Annotated in this window: 15 protein-coding genes; 1 reads left to right on the top strand and 14 read right to left on the bottom strand. The window is 40.3% G+C overall.

All coding sequences use genetic code 11. From position 1 onward, the window contains the following. Position 1: 1 nt before the first annotated feature. The 12 genes from pnp to ACLNCP_RS04920 all read right to left on the bottom strand — a co-directional run bounded on the left by pnp (position 2) and on the right by ACLNCP_RS04920 (position 16,638). On the bottom strand, positions 2–2,215 hold the full coding sequence (gene pnp / locus ACLNCP_RS04975; protein WP_424844114.1) for a polyribonucleotide nucleotidyltransferase: 2,214 nt from the start codon (positions 2,213–2,215) through the stop codon (positions 2–4). Positions 2,216–2,583: 368 nt separating this feature from the next. Then, on the bottom strand, positions 2,584–3,450 hold the full coding sequence (gene metF / locus ACLNCP_RS04970) for a methylenetetrahydrofolate reductase [NAD(P)H] (RefSeq protein ID WP_424844113.1): 867 nt from the start codon (positions 3,448–3,450) through the stop codon (positions 2,584–2,586). Positions 3,451–3,552: 102 nt separating this feature from the next. Continuing rightward, positions 3,553–5,802, bottom strand: coding sequence for a 5-methyltetrahydropteroyltriglutamate--homocysteine S-methyltransferase (metE, locus tag ACLNCP_RS04965; protein ID WP_261029128.1), 2,250 nt, complete (start codon positions 5,800–5,802; stop codon positions 3,553–3,555). 366 nt (positions 5,803–6,168) lie between these two features. After that, complete coding sequence (locus ACLNCP_RS04960; protein ID WP_049544814.1) at positions 6,169–6,462, bottom strand: helix-turn-helix domain-containing protein; 294 nt, start codon at positions 6,460–6,462, stop codon at positions 6,169–6,171. A 186-nt stretch (positions 6,463–6,648) separates the two neighbouring features. Then, entirely contained in the window at positions 6,649–7,014 is a 366-nt protein-coding gene (locus ACLNCP_RS04955) for a TIGR02328 family protein (protein WP_049511041.1), read from the bottom strand. Then, entirely contained in the window at positions 6,998–7,402 is a 405-nt protein-coding gene (locus ACLNCP_RS04950; RefSeq protein ID WP_049511040.1) for a YbgA family protein, read from the bottom strand. Before ACLNCP_RS04950 ends, ACLNCP_RS04955 begins: the two co-directional genes overlap by 17 nt. Before the next feature lie 314 nt (positions 7,403–7,716). Then, positions 7,717–8,487 (bottom strand): Fic family protein, encoded by a 771-nt coding sequence (locus tag ACLNCP_RS04945; RefSeq protein WP_049511039.1) that lies wholly within the window; start codon positions 8,485–8,487, stop codon positions 7,717–7,719. A gap of 201 nt (positions 8,488–8,688) precedes the next feature. Then, positions 8,689–10,290: a type I restriction-modification system subunit M gene (locus ACLNCP_RS04940; protein WP_424844112.1), complete on the bottom strand. Its 1,602-nt coding sequence runs from the start codon at positions 10,288–10,290 to the stop codon at positions 8,689–8,691. Between the two features lie 47 nt (positions 10,291–10,337). Continuing rightward, the gene (locus ACLNCP_RS04935; RefSeq protein ID WP_153208870.1) at positions 10,338–10,916 is read right to left on the bottom strand and encodes a hypothetical protein; all 579 of its coding nucleotides are present in this window, start codon (positions 10,914–10,916) and stop codon (positions 10,338–10,340) included. 10 nt (positions 10,917–10,926) lie between these two features. Then, positions 10,927–12,120 carry a restriction endonuclease subunit S gene (locus tag ACLNCP_RS04930; RefSeq protein ID WP_153208868.1) on the bottom strand — a complete coding sequence of 398 codons (1,194 nt, stop codon included), beginning with the start codon at positions 12,118–12,120 and terminating at the stop codon, positions 10,927–10,929. A gap of 280 nt (positions 12,121–12,400) precedes the next feature. Further along, complete coding sequence (locus tag ACLNCP_RS04925) at positions 12,401–13,615, bottom strand: hypothetical protein (RefSeq protein WP_153199150.1); 1,215 nt, start codon at positions 13,613–13,615, stop codon at positions 12,401–12,403. Positions 13,616–13,647: 32 nt separating this feature from the next. Then, positions 13,648–16,638 (bottom strand): type I restriction endonuclease subunit R, encoded by a 2,991-nt coding sequence (locus ACLNCP_RS04920; protein WP_424844111.1) that lies wholly within the window; start codon positions 16,636–16,638, stop codon positions 13,648–13,650. A 148-nt stretch (positions 16,639–16,786) separates the two neighbouring features. Between ACLNCP_RS04920 and ACLNCP_RS04915 the strand changes: the two genes are divergently transcribed. Further along, positions 16,787–17,404: a TVP38/TMEM64 family protein gene (locus ACLNCP_RS04915; RefSeq protein WP_000076170.1), complete on the top strand. Its 618-nt coding sequence runs from the start codon at positions 16,787–16,789 to the stop codon at positions 17,402–17,404. Positions 17,405–17,446: 42 nt separating this feature from the next. Here the strand turns inward: ACLNCP_RS04915 and scrK are convergent, their stop codons facing one another. Then, positions 17,447–18,334, bottom strand: coding sequence for a fructokinase ScrK (gene scrK / locus ACLNCP_RS04910; protein ID WP_084927800.1), 888 nt, complete (start codon positions 18,332–18,334; stop codon positions 17,447–17,449). A 149-nt stretch (positions 18,335–18,483) separates the two neighbouring features. Then, entirely contained in the window at positions 18,484–20,421 is a 1,938-nt protein-coding gene (locus tag ACLNCP_RS04905) for a sucrose-specific PTS transporter subunit IIBC (RefSeq protein ID WP_153199200.1), read from the bottom strand. Positions 20,422–20,722 lie beyond the last annotated feature (301 nt).

Here is a 20,722-nt window from a genome sequence, read left to right as displayed (position 1 = left end):
CTTATTCTGAATCTTTTGGTGTTTCTGTAAATTCTTTCTTAGGTTTGTGGTCCTTGTGATGACGTGGGCGGTGAGGTCTCTCAGACTTTTCGCCTTTTTCATCACGTTCAGGTTTTGGAGGGCGAGGAAGAAGGGCTTTCATAGAAGCATCCACACGTCCTTTTTCATCAATCTTGATAACCTTAACATCAACTTCATCCCCGATTACTACCAAGTCTTCGACATTATTGGTACGCGTCCAAGCCATCTCCGAGATATGAACAAGGGCATCTGTCTTATCAAAGAGGTTAACAAAGGCACCAAATTTCTCGATACGAACGACTTTAGCACGGTAAACTTCGTCCACCTTAGCTTCACGAACCAAGCCAGCAATAATTTCTTTAGCACGATTGATGGCATCTTGGTCGCTAGAGTAGATAGATACATTTCCTTCTTCGTCGATATCAATCTTAACGCCTGTTTCAGCGATAATCTTGTCGATGGTTTCTCCACCTTTACCAATGACAATCTTGATCTTGTCCACATCAATCTTGATGGTATCAATTTTCGGAGCAGTTGGAGCCAATTCTGGACGAACTTCTGGAATGGTTGCTTCAATCACATCAAGGATTTCAAAACGCGCTTTCTTAGCTTGAGCAAGGGCCTCAGTCAAGATTTCTGCAGTAATCCCTTGGATCTTGATATCCATCTGAAGGGCTGTAATCCCGTCACGAGTACCTGCAACCTTAAAGTCCATGTCTCCAAAGTGGTCTTCCAAACCTTGGATATCTGTCAAGACAGTGTAGTTATTTCCATCTGAGATGAGACCCATGGCAATACCAGCTACTGGTGCCTTGATTGGCACACCACCAGCCATAAGAGCAAGCGTTCCAGCACAGATAGAGGCTTGAGAAGAAGAACCATTTGATTCTAAAACTTCTGCTACCAGACGGATAGCGTATGGGAATTCTTCCAAACTTGGCAAAACTTGAGCAAGGGCACGCTCACCAAGGGCACCGTGACCAATTTCACGACGACCTGGCGCACCATAACGACCAGTTTCCCCTACAGAGTATTGAGGGAAGTTATAGTGGTGCATAAAGCGTTTCTTGTACTCAGGATCCAAACCATCGACGATTTGAGTTTCACCCATCGGAGCTAAGGTCAAGACTGAAAGGGCCTGAGTTTGTCCACGAGTGAAAAGACCTGAACCGTGCACACGTGGTAAGAAGTCAACAACCGCATCCAAAGGACGGATTTCATCGACTTTACGACCATCAGGACGCACCTTGTCTTCTGTAATCAAACGGCGCACTTCAGCGTGTTCCATTTGTTCCAAAATTTCAGCCACATCACGCATGATACGGTCAAATTCTTCGTGGTCTGCATATTTTTCTTCGTAAACAGCAGTAACTTGGTCCTTAACTGCTTGAGTTGCAGCTTCACGAGCCAATTTTTCTTCTACTTGAACCGCTTTTTGGAGGTCACTGTTGTAGGCTGCGATGATTTCAGCTTGCAAGTCCGCATCCACATGAAGCAATTCCACTTCTGCTTTTTCCTTACCAACAGCAGCAACGATTTCTTCTTGGAAGGCAATCAATTCTTTGACCGCTTCGTGCCCTTTAAGGAGCGCTTCCAACATGATTTCTTCTGACAATTCTTTGGCACCAGACTCTACCATGTTGATGGCGTGTTTGGTACCAGCTACTGTCAATTCAAGGAGAGATTGCTCTGCTTGTTCTTGCGTAGGGTTGATAATGATTTGACCATCTACATAGCCAACCTGTACCCCAGCGATTGGTCCGTCAAATGGAATATCTGAGATAGACAATGCCAAGGATGAACCAAACATAGCTGCCATTGGTGCAGATGCATTTTCATCATAAGAAAGCACGGTGTTGATGACTTGTACTTCATTACGGAAACCTTCCGCAAACATTGGTCGGATTGGACGGTCAATCAAACGCGCTGTCAATGTCGCATCTGTTGAAGGACGTCCTTCACGTTTCATAAAGCCACCAGGAAACTTCCCAGCCGCATACATTTTTTCTTCATAGTTGACTTGAAGGGGGAAGAAATCCCCAGTTGCCATTTTCTTAGACATAACGGCAGCAGTCAAGACAGTTGACTCACCGTAACGCACGACAACAGAGCCATTTGCTTGCTTAGCAACCTGACCAGTCTCTACAATTAACTCACGACCCGCAAAAGTCGTTTGAAACACTTGTTTTGTCATTTTAATCCCCTTTGGATTGATGAAATTATACGCCTTGCCTACAAAAATCAGGATACAAAGGGCGTAAAGAATCCCGTATGAAAATAGGAGATTGACGCAGTGTGCGATGCACACCAGGAAATCTATCTTTTTCACTAGGGATTTAGCCCGTGTTCAACTATCTAAATACTTTGAAAAGTTTAAAAAATATTATTCTTTAGCATTTATACCTTTTATAGCAGATTTGAATAGCTAAGAATCTGTTTATACCCTCATCTTTGTATCAAGTACGTACAGAGTCTATTTTATCATATTTTTCTTAAAAAGTGCGGTCTTTACCATTAAAAAGGAACCATTCCCCTCACCTGAGAAGAATGGTTTGCTTTTTATTATCCTAGAGACTGATGATTAAACAAGGCATGGGTTGCTTGGTGGATGTATTTTGCTGTTTCAGCATTGTTCATGGTGTAAAGATGCACACCTGCGACATCCTGAGTTACCAAGTCCACGATTTGGTCCACTGCATAGGCAAGTCCTGCTGCTCTGAGCGACTCAGGGTCATGCTCATACTTGTCTAAGATGGCTTTAAATTTACGTGGAAGATGAATATTCTCACAAGTCTTCAAGAGGCGGAGAGCCTGATTTCGATTCAGAATCGGCATAATCCCTGCATGAATAGGAACATCAATTCCAGCCAAGATGCACTTGTCCTGAAAATCATAGAAGCGCTCATTATCAAAGAAAAGCTGAGTTACAAGGCTCGAACAGCCTGCATCCACTTTCTTCTTAAGATTTTGAATATCTGAAATCTGATTTGGTGAATCTGGATGCCCTTCTGGATAACAAGCACCAACAATATCAAAGTGAGGGGCTTGTTCCTTGATGAACTCAATCAAGTCAGTTGCATAGCGGAAATCCTTTTGCGGCTTCACATCTGGAATAATATCCCCACGAAGAGCCAAGATTTTCTGTACCCCAACCTTGTCCAAGTCTGCAATAGTTTCAGCAACCTTGCCCTTAGTCAAATAGATGGCTGGCAAGTGAGCAATAGTCGGAATCGCCAAGTCATTTTGGATAAAGTCAGCCAAACGGACCGTCGTTTCCTTGATATTAAATTTATTATTGCTGGCAGTCACACTGATAAAGTGGGGAGCCAACTCCTGCATATCTTGAAGAGCAGAAATAATGTTATCATTACCCACGGCTGGGTTGGGAGGGAATACTTCAAATGAGAGTGACGGTGTTTGGCGTGACATAGTCATTATCCTTTTCTAGTTGATTTTTTCGTTAGCTGGATTCCTAGAATCCAAGTGAAACAGGCAGATTGACCAAACAGTGCTTCTAGAGAAATCCTTATCTTACAATTTCTCACGCGCAGCTTTAGCTGCTTCAACAAGGCGGATCAAGCTTTCTTTTGTTTCTGGAATACCACGTGTTTTCAAACCACAGTCTGGGTTGATCCAAACTTTCTTGCTTGGCACTTTAGCAAGGATAGCTTCGATTGTATTGTCGATTTCGCCTTCATTTGGCACACGAGGTGAGTGGATATCGTAAACCCCAGGTCCCACTTCTGTTTGGAAGTTTTTCGCTTTGAGTTCGTCCAAGATTTCAAGGTTTGAACGGCTAGCTTCAAATGAGATAACATCTGCATCCATGTTGTCGATAGCTGGGATGATATCTGTAAATTCTGAGTAACACATGTGAGTGTGGATTTGTGTGTCTGGCGCTACTGTTGAGTGTACCAAGCGGAAGGCAGGAATTGCCCAGTCAAGGTAGTCTTCGTACCAGTCGCTACGACGGAGCGGCAATTTCTCACGAAGAGCAGCCTCATCGATTTGGATGATTTTCACACCAGCAGCTTCAAGGTCAAGCACTTCATCCTTGATAGCAAGAGCGATTTGAAGAGTAGAATCCTTGATAGAGATGTCTTCACGTGGGAATGACCAGTTGAGGATGGTAACAGGTCCAGTCAACATACCTTTAACAGGTTTGTTTGTACGACTTTGTGCATAGCTAGACCATTTAACAGTGATAGGGTTAAGACGAGTTACATCACCCCAGATGATTGGTGGTTTCACCCCGCGCATACCGTATGATTGTACCCAACCATTTTTAGAGAAGAGGTAACCTGACAAGTTTTGACCGAAGTACTCAACCATGTCATTACGCTCAAATTCACCGTGAACAAGGACATCAAAGTCGATATCTTCTTGCCATTTGATCCATTCGTCAATTGTTTCAGCAAGGAAAGCGTCATACTCTTCTTGAGACAATTCACCTTTACGGTAAGCCAAACGTTTCGCACGAACTTCTTTTGTTTGAGGGAATGAACCGATAGTTGTTGTTGGAAGAGCTGGAAGTTTGAAAGCTTCTTCTTGGATAGCTTCACGTTCTGCAAAGGCTGGCAAACGAGTGTAGTCTGCGTCTGTCAAGCCAGCGATACGCGCACGAAGTTCCGCATTTTCACCAACACGCTCAGTCGCAAAGAGTTCTTTGTTAGCTGCAAGTGCTTCTTCACCTTGACCATTGCGGATAGCATCCAAATCACGGATCTCATCTAATTTTTCAACTGCAAAGGCAAAGTGGTTCAAGATAGCTGGTTCAAATTCTTCATTAGCTGTTGTAAATGGCACATGAAGAAGTGAGCATGAGCTTGTCAAGACAATGTTTTCAGCTGGGATTTGTTCAAGAACAGCCAAGCTCTTTTCGTAGTTATTACGCCAGATGTTTTTACCATTGACAATACCTGCATAAAGAGTCTTATCAGCTGGGAAACCACCTTTAACGAGTTCAAGAGTTTTCTTACCTTCAACGAAGTCCAAACCGATGGCATCTACTGGCAAGTTTACAAGGTCAGCGTAAACGTCACGAACGTCTCCGAAGTAAGTTTGAAGCAAGACTTCAAGACCTTTTTTGTCAGACAAGAGTTTGTTGTAGATGTTCAAGAAGAGAGCTTTTTCTTCAGCTGTCAAGTCTTTTACAAGAGCCGCTTCGTCGAGTTGGATGCGAGTCGCACCAAGTTCTGCCAATTTTGCAAAAACTTCTTGATAAGCAGCAACTAAGCTGTCTACGAAGTCTTCTGCTTTCACGCCTTCTTCAAAGTCTGACAATTGAAGGAAAGTGAATGGACCTACAAGAACTGGACGAGTGTTCAATCCAAGTTCTTTTGCTTCTTGGAACTCATCAAAGATTTTGTGACCTGCGAGTTTGACTTGAGTGTCTTTTTCAAACTTAGGAACGATGTAGTGGTAGTTGGTATTGAACCATTTTTTCATTGGAAGGGCGCGAACGTCCCCTTTTTCTCCTTGATAACCACGACCCAAAGCGAAGTAGCGCTCAAGATCAGACAAGTCCAAGTTTTGAACTGAAGCAGGTACCACGTTGAAAAGGAAAGCTGCATCTAGGAAGTTGTCATAGTGAGAAAAGTCATTTGATGGGATTTCAGTGATGCCTTTTTCTTTGACAATGTTCCAGTGTTTAGCACGCAAGTCTTTTGCGGCTGCCAAGAGTTCTTCTTCTGAGATTTCTTTTCTAAAGTATTTTTCAGTTGTAAATTTTAATTCGCGGAATTCGCCCAAACGAGGGAAACCGATGATTGTAGTTGACATGATGTGTCCTCCAAAATTTGTTGTTGAAACTATCTTAACAGAAAAGAAAGCGTCTGTATAATTGTAAAAAATTAGGCTTTGATATAGTTTGAAACTATATCTCTATTTTAAACAAAAGAAAAAGACCTGAGACAAATGCCTCAAATCCTTTGTGTAACTTGTTTTTTTACTATATTTCAGTTAGACTGATCAAACACGTTATTAGTAATTCTTATAAGTGACTATGGCTTGCTATTAGAAAAGACTATAATACTCTTCGAAAATCTCTTCAAACCGCGTCAACGTCGCCTTGCCGTACTCAAGTACAGCCTGCGGCTAGTTTCCTAGTTTGCTCTTTGATTTTCATTGAGTATGAGTCTACTCTAATCAACTCTTTTCCTGTTCGAGTGGGACGACTACTAGTGTCTTTCCTAAACTGGCTAAGACTTTTAAGACTGTATCCAACTGAGGGCTAGTCTTGCCTGTTTCCATCCTAGCTATGACAGGCTGACTCACTCCACTGAGTTCTTCTAGCTTTTTCTGACTGATTCCTTGCTCACGTCTAGCCTCAATCAATTCACTCATGATTGCCACCCGCATATCACTTTCAAGGATTTCCTCCTTGGTGAAGAGTTGAGACCGGACATCCTTCCAGTTACTCCCAATAGCACTATTCTTCATCACTTAACCCTCTTTCTTTTAAGTCCTTTAGTTCACGCTTGGCTTTTTTAATATTATAACTCAAAAGTTATTAAAAGTACATCTGGACACTCATAAAAAGAAGACCTTAGAAAAACTCTAAAGGTCTCATCTTTATTATTCGAAAAAATTACGAGAAGAGTTATAAATTGAAGGCAATCCTTACGTTTACTCCAGCTCAATCCCCTTCTCTCGGAGATTTGCCAGACACTCCTCATAGTAGGTAGCATCGTGCTCCTTGTAAATAGGGCTCGTCAAAGTCTCCTCAGGTAAATCTTCATAAGAAGGGCAGGTCTTACCACGATAGTTTTTATCCAACCACTCTGGACTGACATTGTAGCCACGGCTAGCCATCTCCTCCATGATCAAGTCATGATAGGCATAGAGTCGATAGGGCGAGTGGGTAAAGACATAGTCCACCGTTGCATGCTTTCTGCCCCAGCCATTGCCACGCAGGGCGCAACATTCTCGATGTTGCCCCAAGAGTTGGGGACGAGGAAGCTGTGAAATCAAAGCCTCATGCCAAAGTCTCATGGGAGTCTCCTTTCAACAAGGTAGAATGTTGCAGATAAGCATTTGGGTAACATTCAAGCAAATCTCTCGTCTTAGCAATTAACTCTTCTTTGGTGGCATGACCAGAGTGATAACGCTCCAGTAAAAACATAAAATCCTTGCGTTCAGTCTCCGTTGCTTTCTTCTTGAAATATCCCCAAATATGCTGAAAGGCATTGCAAACCTGACCCCTGTGTTCTGGAATCTGGCAGGCACGGTCAATCATCTCCTGAACCTGACTCACCTCCACCTCTTCATTCTTGAGATACTGACGAATCTCATTGTAAATATTGCTAGAATGACTCAAAACGAGGTATTTGTTTTGAGCCCAGAGTTGCTGGCAAAGTGCACGTTGGTTGTTAGTTTCCATATTTCTCCTTACTTTCTACTAGTTCCCCGGAAATATGGAAACAAAGTTGTATCTTAAAAATGAGCGGAATATGAGCGAATAAATAGTGTTTTTTGTACTTCCTGATTTTTCTAATAAACCTTGGTTTACAGATAGTTGGAGATAACGACAAATGGTTGCTGCACTCAATCCTGTCAATTCTTGTACCACTGCATTTGTTATCTGATAATGCTCTTCAAGATAAGACTCTAACCAACTCACCCCATACGACCATTCCCATCTTCAAAAGGTGGAATAATTTCTAACTCAAAATGTACAATAAACCATTCATCTCTTTAGTCTATTTCTAAATCATGTTGCCCAGCTAATAAGAGATTTTCAAAAAATCGTTCCAGATATTCTGTTTTTTTCTGGAATAACTTTGCATTATCAAGAACAAGAGCATCTCGAAAATACTTTGCATTTTCTTGGAAGGGTTTGTTGTCTACCTGAAATCCCATAGTTCTAAGATACTTAATCAAAAATACTGTTATGGTTCGAGTATTTCCTTCTCCAAAAGGATGAATTTGCCAAATACCTGAAATAAAAGTCTTAATATGTTGCACTACTTCAATATCAGATTTTCCTCGATAGTCAAATTGACTTTCCTGCTGAAAATCATAGGTCAAACTATCTGCTACCGTGCGAAAATCATCATATATGACACTGTCTCCGTTTAAAACAGCCTCACTTTTTGTAATGTTATAAGAGCGGTATTCTCCCAAGGGAATGCCTTGTGGCAGGAGACCAAAGAAAAGCTCTCTATGAATCACTTTCAATGTTGTTGGAGCAAATTTAAAGGCATTAGAGGACAAGAGTTCCACAATTCTCATAGCAACAAGGTCTGCTTCTCTTGTGCTATCATCCGTCTCTTGGTGATAAGCCGTTACTTGATCATAAACTTCTTGATAAGTCAACTTTCCTTGAGAATTTTGCTCTGCTAGCTCTCTCATATACGACGACGGCTCTAAATCATCTACCTTTTGTAAACCAAATCCCGTTTCCCATAGGTCTAATTTGGTCTGATAAGAGAGGCTGGGATTATCAATTTCATAGGTCGGTGTCATGGTTTTCCTTTCTAAACAAAGCTTCAAGTAAAATCTATACACTCTATTCTACCATATTAAATCTTTAAGCTCGTTATACAAGTTCACAGTTCTCCGTTCTATCGAGCTTGAAGAAAGCCCCTCCTCGCTAATGTTAGAAAATACAACTATATCAGCCTAGATAAAGTTTTATCTTAAATATGAGCGAATCAATTACTCTCATCACCCTTTAAACTCTTTCAAAAACTCTTTAAGCTCAGCATCGGCTTCTGGTGTGGTTCCGTGTAGTTGACCGAGCATTTCGAGTAGGGAAGCGGTTTGGTTTTGGATTTCTTCATTTGTCTTGTTAATCTTGCCAACGATATCTGTCAGGGGTTCGACTTCTTCTTCCTCAAAGGTATCTACGTAACGAGGGATATTGAGGTTATAGTCATTTTCGACAATTTCTTCATAGCTTGCTAGATGGGCAAACTTGTCAATCTCTTCACGTGACTTGTATGCTTCCAGAATCTTCTCGATATGAGTATCCGTCATGATATTCTGGTTTTTCCCCTTATCAAACTCCTTAGAAGCATCGATAAAGTAGACATCACGATTGGTACGGTTCTTTTTGAGAATGATAACCGTGGTCGGAATGCTGGTATTAAAGAAGATATTGGCTGGAAGACCGATAACCGTGTCAATGGCTCCTTCTTCTAACAAGGCCTTACGAATAGTTCCTTCCGCATTTCCACGGAAAAGAACACCGTGGGGAAGGACGATAGCCATAACTCCATTATCCTGCTTGAGATGGTAGTAACCATGCAAAAGAAAGGCAAAGTCAGCCTTGGACTGGGGTGCTAGTTTCCCAAATGGAGAGAAACGAGGATCCGCCATAAAGCCAGAGCTTGCTGACCACTTAGCAGAGTAGGGTGGGTTCATGAGAACACCGTCAAAGTTAGTCGGCTCTTGAGTCGGCCAGTCTTCATCTAGTGTATCGGCATTGTGGAGAAATTGATTTTCAACAGGAACACCGTGTAGAATCATGTTCATCCGAGCCAAGTTATAAGTCGAAGTATTGAGCTCCTGCCCAAAGTAGGCCACTGTCTGCGGTTTATGAGAGTATTTCTTGGCATTGAGCAAGAGAGAGCCAGACCCCATAGTCGCATCATAGATGGTAAAGCCTAGCTGATCCTCACGACCCAAAAAGGCAATCTGAGTCATGAGTTTGGCAACAGGCTGAGGTGTATAGAACTCACCAGCCTTCTTACCCGAGTCAGTCGCAAACTGACCAATCAGATACTCATAAGCATCTCCCAGCATATCACCAGCATGACCAGCCACATCTAGCACAGCCAACTCTTTCATGACCGCCGCCACCGTTTGGTTTTGCTTTTGCGGAGTCGCCCCTAGCTTTTTGGAATAGAGGTCAATATCTTCAAAGAGGTTTTCATAAAGTTCGTCACTCTGCTCGATATCACGAAAACCCTGAGCCAAGTCTTCCAACTGGAAAGTCCCCTCATTAACACGTGCTACCAGAGCCGTAAAGGTCAACTCAGGCTTGATACTATAGTTGAGTTCGTCCTTCATGACTGCAAGAAGATCCTCGTGGGTGTCCGCATCCTCATAGTAGTTACGATAGACCTCAAGGGCAGCCTCTAGACTCTCACTCCCCTCCTCCATAGTCTCCGACACGAAAAAGAGCATCTTATCTGACAGGTACTTATAAAAGACCATCCCCAAGAGATAGGACTTATAGTCGTTGGCATCCATCTTAGAGCGGAGAACATCCGCTGAGTTCCACAGGGCTTGGTAGAGCGACTGGGACGTTTGTGTTGTTTCCATAATGTTTCTTTCTATCCTTAATCGTTTCAACAATACATAAAAATAGTTTAATTAGTTTTATCCAATACAATTGCTTTAAACTCTAAATAATCATATTTTGTAAATATATAATTCAATTGTGGTATATACTTATTCACTTTTACTATAGCGTTTAGCTCCATTTCTGTTAACGTATCTAATCTATAAGTTGCAAATTCTCTTGTGTCTTCTATTATATTGTAACAGATATCGTAATAATATCTTGAATAACTTTCGAAAAATGGTTGAAAAGACGTATTTACACAACGATTATACAAGGCTATCATCTCATTCAATGGTTCATCACAATATTTCAGAAAAGGTCGTATCATTCCACCTTTTTTAATCCCCATACCCTTATAGCGTGTTTCTAATTTTTTAATGAATGGCAAATACTTCAAATAGTAATAATCTATTTCAAACTTTTGATTCTTAAGTTCTTCTTTTAAAATAGTTTTAAATTCTTTTTCAAGAGATTTTTTAAAATTTACTCTATCCCAAAATACAAATGCCAGAATTCCTAATATTACAGTCGCAACAAAACCTAGAGCAGCATAATAAGTATTAGTTAGTGAATTTACTGTGTTTAATAATTCTTCATTACCCAAAATTAATCTCCTATATAAACATATCCTGCAAAAGTTTCTTTTTCAAAGTCTCAAGCTGAGAAATTTTTTCTTGGTAAGAGTTGATGAGGTTATCGAGGTTAGAGAAATAGAGGCCGATAGCGCGTTGTTCTTCAATGGAAGGAGCTTGTATTTTCAAAGATGAAACTTGTTCTAAGGACAAATTTGGCTGTGCACCTACTGTTGGATTTTTTCGTATATAATCTTTCACAACTTCTCCAGATAATACTACTAATAAAAAATAAGCATCTAATTTATATCCTCTAATAATTGCAAGAGCTTGATTTGTATTAGCCGGAAGAACATTATTTCTCACGATTGCAGTTCTACCAAGAGTACCCGCAATCGAAAATAATATATCTCCTTCAAACAAAATAGATCTCTTCAAACTTCCCAAATGTTCTTCCTCTGAAATCTTAACAACAGAATAGATTTCGTTATCTTTCAAGTTTTCAACTTTGATAAAATTTACCTTTCCTTGTTCTGATTGAGATTTTGCCGTTGTTCCCTTTGTAATTAAATCACAAACTTCGCCTAACTTGATTAGTTCCCATTCACCTTCAAATCCATCTAAACGAATCTCTGGAACTGTCTGTCCAGCTTTTGGAAACATCTTGGAGAGCATGGTCGCCTTGAGAGATTGGTAGTTGGTGAGATTATCCTTGTAGCTTGCAAGAAGATCGTCGAGGGTACGGAAAAGAGTACCGATGGCGGATTGTTCTTCAAAATGCTCCGGAATTGTGATAGAAATTCTTGATAAATCTTTCGAATTGATTGCTGGATAACTAGTACCTGTACACCTTTCTATTACCTTATTTACAAAACCTTCTTCTTGTAATCTAGCAAGAAGAAAAGCACTATCAACTTTTGGACGTAATTGAGCATATCCAGTAGAAAAAACATAATTATCTTCATTTAAATCAAATAAATAGTTATTCTTTTGGTATGGTCGAACAGTTTGAAAAAAAACATCTCCTTTTTGTGCAACACGTTGAGCACGTGATGGTGCACTTTCTCTAATTTCCTCTCTAAAGGAGATTAACTTCGTCCCAACAACTGATTCTAAATCTACATACTTAAACTTCCTAGGTAGAAATGATTTAGGATTGACATCTACAAAATTACCTAGTTTAACTGATTTCCAATTTTCATAGAACCCATTATATCTATACCTACCTTTTTTCAATATCACTACACTCCCTCTAACTAAACTAAAAGCACCACAAATTAATGTTGGTGCATATCTTTTATTAATCCAAATCCCTATATTATACTATAAGAAGAAAGTACATTATTTTTTATTTTCATTTTTAATCATATATTTTTTAAAATCCAGTATGCTTAATTCATTCCGAAGAAACTTAGATTCAGAATATGTATCCTCAATTGTACTATTAGACTTTCTATTAACCATAGATATCCTAGAACTTTTTTCAGATATATCATTTGTTTTTATATTAAAAGAACTAATTCCTACCATCACGAATATCTCTCTTCCTCAATTGATAATCTATATTTTTTTGCAAGTCAAAATATTCTTTTCGATTTATCCATATAGGTCCATCACCCCTGGTTATAACTAAAACATCAACTGGACCACCTACCGTTTCTAAAGAGTCCGTAATATGACGTTTAAAGGATGTTAAATTAACTAGTGTTTCTGCCATATTTGCCAACTCTGAAACCGACAGCATACTAACAATATTTAATATTGGATCTATAAAATTTTCTTTTTGAAAATTTGCTACACTTTCTATGATATCATCCTTTTGATTATCCGTCAATTCAGATGCTGAAATCTTATCAATAATTTCACTTTCAATGGATGGATCCATACCTTTTAAAATCGTTAAAACCATGTCAGACTGAGCAAAAGGTGTTATTGAAGCACTGCAACCATTTACAGTAATATTTACTTTTTCTTGTGATGTGTACTTCAGTTTTCCATTAAAAGAATAATCAACTTCATAAGAATACAACGATGGAAATAGATCGTTACTTCCATATCCAGCAAATACTATTCCAGAAGAATTATCAAATGAATTTTTATAAATCACCAATTCGTATAATAATGTAACTAAATCATTGAAAATTTCACTTATGTCAAGTTTGAAAAAATTTTTTAAATCCTTATCTATAAAATCAAAAAACTCTGATATAAAATCTTCTACTGTTATCTCAAAATCTATTCCTTTTCTATCAATATTATTTTTTCTAACAAGTAAAATTACATTTTTTAATATTTCTATTATTTTTTCATCTTCAATTTCATGATTATTACTCTTAGCTTGCTCCTCATTAATAAAATCAGATGCTACATTTGTAATATAATTTAACGTTCTATAAAAAGTACTTATAATTATATTTTTAGAAATATGACAATCATTAAATTGCTCTTTTTTTAAAAATGCAAAAAAACTTGTAGCACATTCTTCTAAATCCCTAAAGTCAATTATTTGTGTTTCACTCCTAAACTCTTTAAAAATAATTTCCCAGGGAATTTCCATATACTCTGCATTCCCGTAAATCATAAATGCAATATTTTTATTCCCCCCACAAGAAAATAATTTATTTGCTGCATTGTATGCTTTAGCATTACCTAAATTATTTGAAATAGTCACAGCACTATCTGCAGCCAAAACAATTCCACTCTTATTTAAAATAGCGATTTCAGCAGTCATTTTACTCTCCTTTAAATTTTAATTACACTTAATTACCTTCCAACCCTAAGCGGCTCAATCACTTCTTCGATCAGCTGGGTATAGGCTTCCTTGATTTGTTTTTTATAGAGGAGAGGATTAAGGGCATCCGCCACCTCTAGCTTATAGTCCTGATAGCGCTGGCTCTTAGTCAGCTGGCTTTCTCCTAGTTGTTTTTTAGCTCCCTTACGGTAATGTTCGACATAGTAACGGAGTTCATCCTCTCCGACATACCAGCGCTTACTAAAGACTTGGATATGTTGCTGGATGACAGCCTCTATCATCTGATCCAAGATATTTGCGATAGACTGACCACGATAGCTTTCTGGATGTTCTTGTACCTCTCTCCACAGTTCAGTGATGATCTGGGCAAGATTTGGATTGGTCTTCTCAAGACTCTGAATATAGTTATCCACGGCTCCCCTATCTTGAGCGCTTAGGTTCTTTTCTTGACTTTGACCTTGTTCAATCAGGCTTTGGATCAATATCAAGATATAGGCATAGTTGATCTCATCCACTTGGATAGACTCCAGTTCATAGTGGATATCAAGTGGTTCACCGTCGTCATCATCCTCTACTCGGCTTTTTAATTCAGCAAGGACATTTCGATAAAGACCCAGATACCTTTCCAACTTTTCTCCATCAAGTCCTGTCTGACTGTAAATTTCTTCCTCATCATACTCTTTGTACACTCGGATAGAGGCCAGGTATTTATCAAGGGCTTGATAGGTTTTAGCTAGTTTCCTCAACTCAGGCGTAGAGACTTGCTCGAAATCTAGACCATTCACATAGTCATCAGTGGCAAGGTTTTTAAAATCACTGCAACTCCGCAAAAAGTTTCTCTTTTCCTCTTCCCAGCTTGGGGCTAGGACCTCGTTTTCTCCACCATTTGAGTAGAGTTTAAGAGCATTATCCACTGCTTCCTTAAAGGCTAGGGGCTTTTGGAAGGTGATGATATGACCGTAGGTCTTACTAGAGTCAAAGATCCGATTGGTTCTGCTAAAGGCCTGAATCAAGTCCTGCGGTTGCATAGGCTTGCGGTCAATAAAAAGAGTTGACAGACAAGGGGCATCAAATCCTGTTAAGAGACGATTGACCACGATAACCAAGTCCAACTGTTCATTGCGATAGAGGTATTTGTCCTGCTTTCGAGCTAGGCGGTTATTGACATCCGTATTAAAGCCACGAAGATCCGCCATGGTAAAATGGGTATCAAACTCTTGGTTGTAGTCCTCTAAGACTTGCTTCATGTGGTCTTGATTGGCTCTTGACTCTTCTTCATTCTCCGTAATAGAGTAGGTGATGGTCGCCTTTGGAAAGTCTGGAAGGACCTGCTTGACCCTCTCCGATACCTTGACTCTCGTCTCCCCAGCCTTGACTCGTTTGAGGAGGTCATAGTAGGCTTGGGCTTGAGGGATTGACTTGACAGTCAGGATGGCATTGTAGGTCTTACCTACTCCCTTTTGGAAGCCTAGTTGTTGACGGGATTTATTGATAATGGCATCCAAGACTTCCAGCATATGCTCCTCATTCTCATAGACAATATCTGGTATGTCATTTTCGGATTTATCCGTGATGAGGGTATTGCGATAATCCACCTTAAAGCCTAAAACTGCTCCGTCATGGATGGCTTCCTTGACTGTATACTCATGGAGACGGTCACCGTACTGTTGCTGGGTGGTTTGGGCTAGATCGCCGACTTGCTGGCGTTTATTTTCCTTAAAGATAGGTGTGCCTGTAAAACCATACCAGAGAGACTGTGGGAAAAAGGCCTTAATGTCTTTTTGTGTTTGAGGTGTTACGGCACGGTGGCATTCATCCACGACAAAGGCCACTCGGAGACCCTTGATTTTGTCCGCATCTCTTTGGTAAAGACCTTGTTCAAACTTACGCATCATGGTGGTAATTTTCTGGATGGTCGTTACCACCACACGCTTATCATTGCTTCCTAGTCGCTTGACCAAATCATGGGTATTATCCGTCTCATCAATATCAATGACATCATTGGTCGCATAGGAGAGAAAAGATGAAGTGGTCTGTTGATCCAAGTCCCTACGGTCAACGACAAAAATCGTCTTTTGGATGGATGGAATTTGGAGGAGATTCCGAGCTACCTTATAGGAGGTCAAAGTCTTCCCTGAACCTGTCGTATGCCAAACATAGCCTGATGCTTGCTGGCGAGAGGCTTCCTGAACAGCCTCAATAGCATGGATCTGGTAGGGACGCAGGAGGATGAGAGCCTTCTTACTATCATCAAGGACAGAATACTGCATGACCATCTGGTGGGCACGAGGGATGGAAAGGACTTCGTGGGCAAAACTGGTCAAGCTCGTTATAGGTTGGTTGTCCTTATCCACCCACTTGGTTAGAAATTGCTTGTTGAGTTTATTTTCCCTAGCTGCAGCAATATAGCGAGTATCTACCTTATTGGTCACAACAAACATCTGTAAGCTAGAGTAGATGCCACGGAACTTTCCTTCTCTATCATACTTCTTGATTTGATGAAAGGCATCTAAAAAAGCAACTCGGGGACTTTTAAGCTCAATTTGAATCATAGGAAGGCCATTGATCAAGAGAGTCACATCTAGCCTGCGATCTTGATCCTGAGGATTTATCTTATCTCTCTCGACTTGGTTGACAACCTCATAACTAGACTTACCAGCTGCGATATTGTCTCGCCAAATGACAGATAAACGAATAGTCCCCAAACTAGCATCTTCTCTCTGAACCTCAACCTTGGCAATGCCATTTTCGCCGACCAACCACTTGGCCGCATCATAGTAGCTAACAAAGTTCAGTTGATTCTTTATCTGGCGTTTTTCCTGTTCTGTCAGGGGATGATCTGCCAATAGAGCCACATTGTTCTGGGCTAGCTTTTCAAAGAAGTTTTCCCATAATTGCTCTTCTGTTTTAAGGTCATCTCTGTAAGTCCATTGACTTTCCCCAGTCACCAGTTGGTTGATCAGTTGTTTTTCTATCTCCAGTTCTGGTTTTACCTGCATCATACTCTCTCCTTTGCTACTTATCTGCTCCCTTTATTATAGCATGTTTAGGCTCAAAATCCATCACTCTTCCCATAGCAAAAACACTCATTCCCCCCTTTCTCCTCCAAAATATGGTATAGTAGAGTTATACTATCTATGAGGAGTTTACATGTCACAGGATAAACAAATGAAAGCTGTTTCTCCCCTTCTGCAGCAAGTTATCAATATTTCATCGATTGTCGGTGGGGTTGGGAGTTTGATTTTCTGTATTTGGGCTTATCAGGCTGGGGTTTTACAGTCTAAGGAAACCCTCTCTGCCTTTATCCAGCAGGCAGGTATCTGGGGTCCACCTCTCTTTATCTTTTTACAGATTTTACAGACTGTCGTCCCTATCATTCCAGGAGCCTTGACCTCGGTGGCTGGTGTCTTTATCTACGGTCACATCATCGGGACAATCTACAACTATATCGGCATCGTGATTGGCTGTGCCATTATCTTTTATCTGGTGCGCCTCTACGGAGCTGCCTTTGTCCAGTCTGTCGTCAGCAAGCGTACCTATGACAAGTATATCGGCTGGTTGGATAAGGGCAATCGTTTTGACCGTTTCTTTATCTTTATGATGATTTGGCCCATTAGTCCAGCTGACTTTCTCTGTATGCTGGCTGCCCTGACCAAGATGAGCTTCAAGCGCTATATGACCATCATCATTCTGACCAAGCCCTTTACCCTCGTGGTTTATACCTACGGTCTGACCTATATTATTGACTTTTTCTGGCAAATGCTTTGACATGTAAAAAATCCGTTTGGTTTTCCAAGCGGATTTTGTGCTTTATTTTGAAACTTCTTTTGCAAGAACAAAGTTCCCAAGAGTAGCAGAACCATTTCCTGCGACTGCTGGAGTTACGATGTATTCACGCACATCTGGTACTGGTAGGTAACCATTGAGAAGAGATGTAAATTTCTCACGGACACGGTCCAGCATATGTTGTTGAGCCATGACCCCTCCACCAAAGACAATCACGTCTGGTCGGAAAGTCACTGTCGCATTGACCGCAGCTTGAGCGATATAGTAGGCTTGAACATCCCAAACAGGGTTGTTGAGTTCAATGTTTTCCCCACGAACACCTGTACGAGCTTCCAAACTTGGACCAGCTGCATAGCCTTCCAGACATCCCTTATGGAAAGGACAAACACCCTTAAACTCTTTTTCAATATCCATTGGGTGTCTAGCAACATAATAATGACCCATTTCAGGGTGACCCACACCACCGATAAACTCACCACGTTGGATAACACCTGCACCGATACCTGTACCGATTGTGTAGTAAACCAAGTTTTCAATACGAGCACCAGCATTGTTACGGGCAACCACTTCACCATAAGCAGAGCTGTTTACGTCTGTTGTGAAGTACATTGGCACGTTTAGGGCGCGACGAAGGGCACCAAGCAAGTCCACATTTGCCCAGTTTGGTTTTGGAGTCGTTGTGATAAAGCCATAAGTTTTTGAGTTTTTATCAATATCAATCGGACCAAATGAACCAACTGCAAGACCAGCAAGATTATCGAATTTCGAGAAGAACTCAATGGTTTTATCGATTGTTTCGATTGGAGTTGTTGTTGGAAATTGTGTTTTTTCTACAACGTTAAAGTTTTCATCACCGACAGCACAGACAAACTTTGTACCGCCCGCTTCCAAGCTTCCATATAATTTTGTCATGATAAACCTCTTGTTTTTATTTTCTTTATTATAGCATATTTCGAAAGTCTAAATTTCTCTATTTTTTAGATTTTCCTCTGTAAATCTTACCATTCAAGCAAAAACGAACAAACATGTCATTTGTTCGTTTTCACATTAGAGAGGATTGATTAGATTTTCACTTCGATCACAGCATCCCCCTTCGCAACTGAACCTGTTGCGACTGGAGCTACTGAAGCGTAGTCAGCTGTATTTGTAACGATAACCATTGTTGTATCATCAAGTCCAGCTGCAGCGATTTTGTTTGAGTCAAATGTTCCAAGAATATCGCCAGCTTTCACCTTATCACCTTGAGCAACTTTTGCTTCAAAACCTTCACCGTTCATAGACACAGTGTCAATACCAACGTGGATCAAAACTTCAGCACCATCAGTTGTTTTCAAACCAAAAGCGTGTCCTGTTGGAAAGGCGATTGAAACTTCAGCATCAGCTGGTGCATAAACCACACCTTGACTTGGTTTCACAGCGATACCTTGTCCCATAGCTCCACTTGAGAAGACTGGGTCATTGACATCAGCAAGAGCGACAACATCACCGACGATAGGAGTTACAAGTGTTTCATTTTGAAGAGTATCAGTCTCTTCCACTACTGGTGCTTCTACTGTAGGTTCAGTAACTGTTTCTGCGGTTGCTGTGGCAGCTTCATCAGCAAAGACACTAGCTGCTTTTGTTTTACCGTAGAAATAAGTGAAAGCAAAGGCGGCAACAAAGGACATGATTTCCGCAACTATATACATAGGGATTGAACCAGCCTTAATAGAAAGGAATCCAATAAATCCAGCCGCTCCCAATGAAACTGCAATAACGTGAGTTAAACCTGCTACGAAGGCACCAATTGCTGAACCAGCAAGGGCGCAGAAGAATGGGAATTTGTATTTCAAGTTTACCCCAAAGAGAGCAGGTTCTGTAATACCAAGGAAGGCAGAAACAGCAGCCGAACTTGACAATCCTTTTGTTTTAGCATTTTTTGTCAAGAAGTAGATTGCAAGAGTAGCCGCACCTTGTGCTACGTTTGCCATTGAAGCAACAACAAAGATGTAGTCTCCAAATCCAGTACCGTTATTATTGTAAGCAGACAACAATTGTGTTTCGATTGCTGGGAATGATTGGTGAAGACCTGTCATAACGATTAGCGAATATGTTCCACCAAATAGCCCCATACCAAAGGCACCTGTTGTGTTGTACAACCATACAATCGCATTTGTAATCGCATCAGACACAACCAACATAACAGGACCGATAACTGTAAAGGTAAGGAATCCTGTAATCATCACTGATAAAAGCGGTGTGAAAGTGAAGTCAACTGCAGATGGCAATTTCTTGTGGAAGAATTTTTCCAAATTTGCTAACAACCAGACTGCAACAAGGACTGGAATAACTTGATAAGCATAGTTTGTTTGTGTAACATGGAAACCTAAGATGTCCCAGAAGGCTTCTTTACCACCTAAATCTGGAGTGGTCATAATCATACCGATTGCCGCACCAAGGAATTGGTTTGCTCCAAAGCGCTTGGCTGCTGAAATACCAACCAAAACAGGGAGGAACATAAATGGAGCAGCAGACATCAATTGAATCATAGCTGAGAAGCCTTTGATTGCAGGATACATATCTTCAATTGATTGAGGTCCAAACAAGTCTGGTGATGTCAAGAAGTTACGTAAAGCCATCAAGAGACCACCTGCAACTAAGGCAGGGATAATAGGAACAAAGATGTCTGACAAAAGTTTAATTAAGTCCATCAATGGATTGAACTTTTTGTCTTTATTAGCAATCTCTTTCAAATCATCTGTCGAAACTTCTTTCAAACCAGTTTTCTTGATGATTTCCGCATACACAAAGTTAACATCTCCAGGACCAATGATAATTTGATATTGTCCGTTAGTGCTAAAAGTTCCCTTGACATCCGCATTATTATCTAGAGCTGCTTGATTCACTTTTGATTCGTCTTTCAATACCAAACGAAGACGAGTTGCACAGTGGGCTGCAGCTACAAGATTATCCTTACCGACAGCCTCAATGACCTCGGCAGCAACTTTACTATAATCCATAGCAAAAATCTCCTTATATAAAATTTTGTTCTTATTTGAAAGCGATTTTATTCGCCCTTACGACTATTATTTTATCATGTTTTAGAAATATGTCAAGCGTTTTGCAGAAAAAATAATCTATCCACTTGATGGGCACGCTTTAGATTGATTGTTTTTGATTGTTTTATCAGGTATTTCTTGAAAAAATAAATTTAAAATCTTAGTTGAAAAGATTTTTATTTCATTATCTTTCATATTTTCCTGAAAATTTAATTGATTTCCTGCATTTATTTTATGATAAACGTTTGACAGTTTTTTCTCT

The organism is Streptococcus sp. CL6.35 (genome assembly GCF_049737915.1).
GTDB lineage: Bacteria > Bacillota > Bacilli > Lactobacillales > Streptococcaceae > Streptococcus.
The sequence above is the reverse complement of the archived record's forward strand: the minus strand, read 5'-3'. Positions and strand labels throughout refer to the sequence as shown.